Below are 6,329 nucleotides of genomic sequence, written 5' to 3'. Positions count from 1 at the left end.
CCTCGTCGACGACCAGACCGTGCGGACACGGGTGAACGAACTCTTCCGCTGCATCCGGCTCGAGGGGATCAACAGCTACACGACCGACGATGCCTATCTCGACAAGGTGACGGCACTTTTTGCCCGCATCGTCGCGCAGCTCGGGCCGGAATTCAGCTATTACGTCCACAAGGTCTCCAAGGCCATCAAACCTGATCTCGACCCGATCCGTGAGGACAGCTTCGCAGGCGAGGTGGACCGGCGCTGGCGCGCGAAACTCGAGACCAGCGGGCTGCGCGACAAGACGCTGACGCTCACCGTCATTCACCGCCCGCCTCCGAAAAGTCTCCTGCCGTTCCTCAACCGCAGCGCGCCGGACCGGCTGAGAGAGGAGACCCGCAAACGCCTGCAGCGCCTGGGCGAGGCCGTGAACGTCTTCCTGTCCGGCCTCACCGAGCTCAAGCCGCGGCTCCTCTCGGCCGCATCAGGCGAGCTGCTGGGGTTTCTGGGCGCGCTCAACACGGGCACCGAGCTGCCGCTCTACCCGGCCAACACCTACGGCTTTTTGTCCGTCAACGTCGCCAATACCCGCGTGACGTTCCAGGGCGACCATTTCGAGCTTTCCGAAGGTGTCGTGGGCCATCGCTACGGCAAGAGTTTCACCATCGGGGAATATTCCGAAGGCACCTGCTGCACCATGTTCGACATGCTGAACCTGCCGGTCGACATGATCGTGACGCACTCCTTCACGCCGATCAATTCGAACCTCATGGCGGGCCGCATCAAGCGGCAAAAGCGCCAGATGCAGGCCAGCCAGGACGCAGCCCTCTCGCTCCTGGAAGCCCTCGACATCGCCGCCGATGATCTCGAGGCCAAGCGCCAAAGCTTCGGCGAGCACCACATGGTCGTGACGCTCTTTTGCGACACGCTCGAAGAACTGCAAACCCTCAGCGCCGAGATCGTGAACGCCGCCGCAACCGAAGGCGTGAAGATGATTGGCGAGCGGGTCGCGGCCAAGGCGCATTACCTCAGCCGCGCCAGCGCCGTCACCAACCGCAACTTCGCGGATTTTGCGGCCTTCCACCGGACACAGCTCGGCAAACCTGCAGCACTTACCCCCTGGGGCCGGGTCGTCACATATTTGCCCACGCCGGAGCAGAGCGCCTACCGGTTTTCCTATCACGAGCAGGGATCGCCCGACAAAGAACCGACCAGCGGCCATACCCTGATCATGGGGCGGCCCGGGTCTGGCAAATCGGTGCTGTCGGCCTTTCTGATGACCCAGGCCCGTCGCGCAGGGGCGCGGATCTTCGTCTTCGATTACCGTCTTGGCATGGAGATGGCGGTGCGCCGGATTGGCTCACAACCCTGCTCTACCGCGCCGACAAGCCCCTGACCCCGGCGCAGACCAACCGCATCCAGGAAGTCGTGCGCCAGAATGCCCAGGCCACCAATCCGGCCCTGCGGAACTGGCGGGATTTCGCATCGCTTTTTGTGTCCACCGATGACGGCGGCGATCTGCACCAGCGCCTGCTGGAGTGGACCGAAGACGGCCGCTACGGCTGGATCTTCGGGCAGAGCCTCGAGGACACGTTCTCGCTCAAGGGCGATGTCGTGGGCTTCGATCTGACCGGCATTCTCGACAGCGAGGCCGACAAGGAACGGATGGCGGTCCTGTCCTATCTTTTCCGCCGGGTCGAGCGCGAGATCGAGGACCGCCGTCCCACCATCATCGTGATCGACGAGGCCTGGAAGGCGCTCCACAACGCATATTTCGCCGAACGGTTGTCGAACTGGCTCGTGACTGCGCGCAAGCAGAACACCGTCGCGGTGATGATGACGCAATATGCAAGCCAGCTTGAGCGCACCCGGACCGGCAAGACCATCGTCGAAGCCGTGCCGACGCAGATCCTGCTGCCCAATATCCGCGCGCAGCCTGCGGACTACGCCATGCTGAACCTCACGGAGAAGGAGCTCGACGTCCTTCTCAACACGGGCAGCAACAGCCGCCTCGCACTGATCCGCGACGATCAGGGCTCAATCGTCGTCGATGCCGATCTGAGCGCCCTTGGGCCCAATCTCACGATCCTTGGCGGCATGGAAAAGGGCGAGGCGCTCGTCGGCGCCGACTACCGCGACCGCCCGGACTTCTGGAGGCTTTCATGATCCGTATTCTTATCGCTTTGGCTGCACTCGGCGCGCTGGCCTCCTGCACCCAGTACCGGGAGCCGCAGGCGAACTGCTTCACATTTCTGGCGTCCACGGCACCCGTTGCGCCTGTTTTGCCTGCTGCCCGGTCTCGCCTTGTCTCAAGGCGTGCCGACCAATGACAGTGGGCTGACCGCGCGTGACATCGTCGAGACAGGCGATCGCGAGGCAGACTTGGCTGTTCAGGCCGACAAGCTTGCAGTGCGCGAACTCATCGCCGAGATCGAACGGGAGCAGCTGGAAACCCTCCGCCCAGACCAGCTTCGGCGGTCAGGGCCTGCCCGCCATGGTCTCGGGGCTGGAAAGCGGCAGCGGCGATCCCGACCGCGCCGTGGAAGCCGTCTATGGCACGGGAGAAATCGATCCCAATCCCGGCGGTGCGCAGATGTTCGGGGATGCGTCTGAGAACATCGAGCAGCTCATCATCCGGGTAGCCCAGGAGACCAGCGGCTTTGCGGGTGTTGGCCGCGCAGGGCTCTCGCCCGTCCAGTGGCGCGCGTTGCTGCAAGCGCTGATCTGGCAGGAAAGCCGGTTTACGATCGGGGCACGGTCTCCCGTCGGCGCCTATGGTCTCACCCAGATCATGCCTGGGCGCTATCTCGCGACCCAGCTCAACACATTCGATGGCAACATCATCAACGCCCTCGCGGCCTATAACGCCGGACCCGGCCGGGTTTTCGAGTATGGCGGCGTACCCCCCTTCCGAGAGACCCAGCACTACGTCCAGGTGATCCCGGAGCGCTACAATCTCTATCTAAGCCGTATCGGCGGGATCGATGCGCTTGGCACGATCGATCCGGCGCTTCTCGCCAATGCCAACCTCTCGCTCACGGGTCATGGGGCGGCCTTTTATGGCAGCAACTCACCAGCCGCGATCCGCCAAGCCGCCCTGCGCATCCGCGATATCGTTGAACGGATTTCCGAAACCGAGGACGTGCAGGAGAGCGTCGCACTCAACACCTATGCCCGCGCCGAACTCGTGCGCCTCGTGGCCGCGCGCATCCGGCTTCAAGCAGCCCGTACCCGCGTTCTCTCCGCCGAAGAGCTAGCCCAGGCCAGCGCTCGCATGGCCGAAGGCGCGTTCATGGATTTTACGATCAGGGAGATTGAATGATGGGACATCTGCTCTTGAGGACAGCTTTGGCCACGACACTTGGCGTTGGCTTGCAGTTCAGCGCCCTACCCCCTGCCGCAGCACAAGGTGTACCGGTCGTCGACACCCAGAACATCGCGCAAAACATCCAGCAGCTGCGGCAGATGATCGAAGACGAGATCCTGCAAAACGAGCAGCTGACGCAGCTCCGCGAACAGCTTGCCACACTCACGGATCAACTCGCAGAGCTGCAAAGAACCTATGAAGCGCTCACCCGACTTGCCGAGCTTCCCGAAATCATCCGGATGGAAATGGAAGACGAGTTGAACGGTCTGCTCGACCAGGAATTCGGCGACATCCTCGCCACGATTGAGGCGATCAAGACGGGGGATTTCTCGGGCCTCTCGGGCTCCGGCGCAGGCGAAATCGAAACCCAGATGGACCGGGTGCTGGCCGATCTCGGCTTCGATGAAGACACGCTCTCGGAAATGGCCACCAGCGGCAATCCCGGGGCCAACCGTGTGGCCACGCAGGCAACAACCGGCGCGCTCGTCTCAGCCGCCGCCCAGAACAGCTATGAAGATGCCGGGCAATCGCTCGAGCGGGTCGACCGCCTTGTCGGGCTCATCGACGACATGGAAGAGCTCAAGCAAAGCGTCGATCTCAACACGCGCGTGACAGCTGAATTAGCCATCGCCCTCGTAGCGATGTGGCAGCTGGAAGCGATTCAAACGGTGGGCGATGGCACGGGCGGCGTGATCGATGCCGCCACCATCGCCGAAGAGCAGCGCTTCATGGATTTCACGCTACCGGACCTCCGGGCAGACTGATCGTGGGGGCATGACGGGTGGCGACTGAACAAGAAATCATCGAGGAAGAACTGGTCTACGGTGCCCTGCGCCGCGAACGGCTCTGGCAACGCCTTGGCCTGATGGGCCTTGTCTTCGGTATCATCGGCTGTCTGAGTGCCGCGGCGGTCTCGATCCTCGATGTCGACCCGCCCCCCGTCGTTGTCCCCTATGATCCCGCCACTGGTTTTGCCCTGCCCGAGGCGTCCGTTGGGGCCACATCCGTCACCGCCAACCAAGCGATCATCGAGGCGGAGGTGTTCCGCTATGTGACCGACCGGGAGGTCTATAACCAGCTCGACAACGATCTGCGCATCCGCAGCGTCCTGCGCCGCTCGGACGGAGCTGCCGAGAGCGGGCTGCGCCAGATCTGGAACAGCGCCAACGAGAATTACCCGCCGACGGTCTATGGCCCCAATGCTCGGCTCGACGTGGAAATCCTTAGCATCAACCGGATCGGAACCAACCGCGCGACGGTCCGCCTGCGCAAGCGCCTGACGTCTATTAACGGCACCCAGACCGGCCTCTTCACTGCGACGCTTCTCTTCGAGTTCCGCCCGGAGACCCGCCGCTCCATCGATGAGGTCTGGACCAATCCATTCGGCTTCACCGTCCTCGAATATTCCATCCGCTCCGACAGATTGGAGAATTAGTTTGATCAATAAGTTCTTTGTTGCTGCCATATTTGTTTTGCTGCCTGCCCTTGCCTTTGCCGAAGCGATCCCGCGCGGTGGTCCAAATGACAGCCGCGTGCGGCTGGCAACATATCAAGAAGGTCAGGTCTACCGCCTCAGCGTCTCGCTTACCCATGTGACCACGGTCGAATTCGGTGAGGGTGAAAGCATTCGCTCGATCATCGCGGGCGACACCGAGGGCTTCGAGATCGATGGCGTGCCGGCCGGTCAGGCCTTTGCGATCAAGCCCGTCGCGCGCGGCGTCCATACCAATGTGACCGTCTACACGAACAGGCGCAGCTACTATTTCAACGTCCAGGAGGTCCGCAGCCCGACCTTCTACGTGGTGCAGTTCCGCTATCCTGACGACGCTGCGCGCCCGACCCGGGCCATCGCCGCCCAAGCGCCGAACTACAACTACGGTGCCAGCGCGCGGACCGAGTTCACGCCAACCCGCATCTGGGATGACGGGACGTTCACGTATTTCGCCTTTCCGAGAAACGCACCTGTGCCAGCGATCTTCCGCTACGCGGGCGGCCGAGAGCGCACGGTCAACACGCAAACTCCTGAAGACGGCGTGATCCGCGTCAGCGGCGTAAACCGCCAATGGGTCCTGCGACTTGGCGAAGAGGTGGTCTGCATCGAGGCGATCCCGCCCGCGCAGGCCGCCTCATGAGCGATACCGAGAACACCGAGCTGGAAAAACGCCTCGCCGCCCTTGAGAAAGGCAGTGCCCGCGCCCCCATAGCGGCGCAGCGCCGGTCGCCCCTTCTCGCGCTGGTCGTGGTCCTCGTCATCGGCGCGGGTGGTGCCCTGCTTTATCTCCTCTCACAGCCCGACGAAGAGGAAGCCTTGCCGACGGCCACCCCGGACGTCTTCCAAAACGAGGGGGACGGCTTTGGCGCCATCGAGACCTTGCCCCCGCCCGAGCCCGAGGTTGTGTTTGTCGGACCGGATCCAGTCGAGCCCAACGCGGAGCTTCTGGCGCAGATCACCGCCCTGCAGGCCCAGATCGAGGAGTTGCGCAACGCCCCTGAACCAGTTGTCGAGGAAGACACCGCCGCCGCAGAGGCAATTGACGCGCTGACTGCTCAGATCGCGGCGCTACAAGCCGCCTCGGAAGCAGCACAGCAACGATTTCAGGACGAACTGACGGCGCGGGATCGAAGTCTTGAACAACTCCGCATGGATCTGGAATTGGCCCAACTCGAGGCCAGCCGACCGCAACCCGCCCCAGCGGGCCCCACGGAAGATGAGCTGCGCGCACGCGAGCAAGAGCGACTGCGCCGCGAGGAAGAAGCCCGGCGCATGGCCGAGCTGGAGCGCCGCGCCGCGGAGGAACGCGCCTTCCAGGAGCGGCGCATCGCCTCGCCCACCATCGCGTTTGGCGGCACGTCCGGAGCGAATGAAACGGCTCTGACCGAACGCACTTTTGGCGAGGTGTGTATAGGGCGGTTGCAAATTAGGCCACGGTAGCGCCGGTATTTTGCCGGGGCGGGCGGCGCAAAAGTCGTCCACTTTTGCTCT

At 63.2% G+C, this 6,329-nt stretch carries 3 protein-coding genes and 3 pseudogenes; all 6 read left to right on the top strand.

The genetic code is table 11. The annotated features are described in order from the left end of the window. Positions 1–2,145 (top strand): annotated as a pseudogene (locus tag PMES_RS15845) (VirB4 family type IV secretion/conjugal transfer ATPase); the annotation flags it as partial. 150 nt (positions 2,146–2,295) lie between these two features. Continuing rightward, positions 2,296–3,301: pseudogene (locus PMES_RS15840) on the top strand (lytic transglycosylase domain-containing protein). Continuing rightward, positions 3,301–4,110 (top strand): type IV secretion system protein, encoded by an 810-nt coding sequence (locus PMES_RS15835; protein WP_159966698.1) that lies wholly within the window; start codon positions 3,301–3,303, stop codon positions 4,108–4,110. Before PMES_RS15840 ends, PMES_RS15835 begins: the two are co-directional and overlap by 1 nt. Positions 4,111–4,127: 17 nt before the next feature. Next, positions 4,128–4,781, top strand: coding sequence for a VirB8 family type IV secretion system protein (locus PMES_RS15830; RefSeq protein ID WP_054540682.1), 654 nt, complete (start codon positions 4,128–4,130; stop codon positions 4,779–4,781). Between the two features lies 1 nt (position 4,782). Then, a complete protein-coding gene (locus PMES_RS15825) occupies positions 4,783–5,478 on the top strand; it encodes a TrbG/VirB9 family P-type conjugative transfer protein (RefSeq protein ID WP_159966697.1) in 696 nt (231 codons plus the stop codon). Beyond that, positions 5,475–6,245: pseudogene (locus tag PMES_RS15820) on the top strand (TrbI/VirB10 family protein); the annotation flags it as partial. The gene PMES_RS15825 and the pseudogene PMES_RS15820, both read left to right, overlap by 4 nt. Between the last annotated feature and the right edge of the window lie 84 nt (positions 6,246–6,329).

This window comes from Profundibacterium mesophilum KAUST100406-0324, assembly GCF_009835145.1.
Taxonomy (GTDB): Bacteria; Pseudomonadota; Alphaproteobacteria; order Rhodobacterales; family Rhodobacteraceae; genus Profundibacterium; species Profundibacterium mesophilum.
Note: the sequence above shows the minus strand (reverse complement) of the source record. Positions and strands in the feature narration are given on the sequence as shown.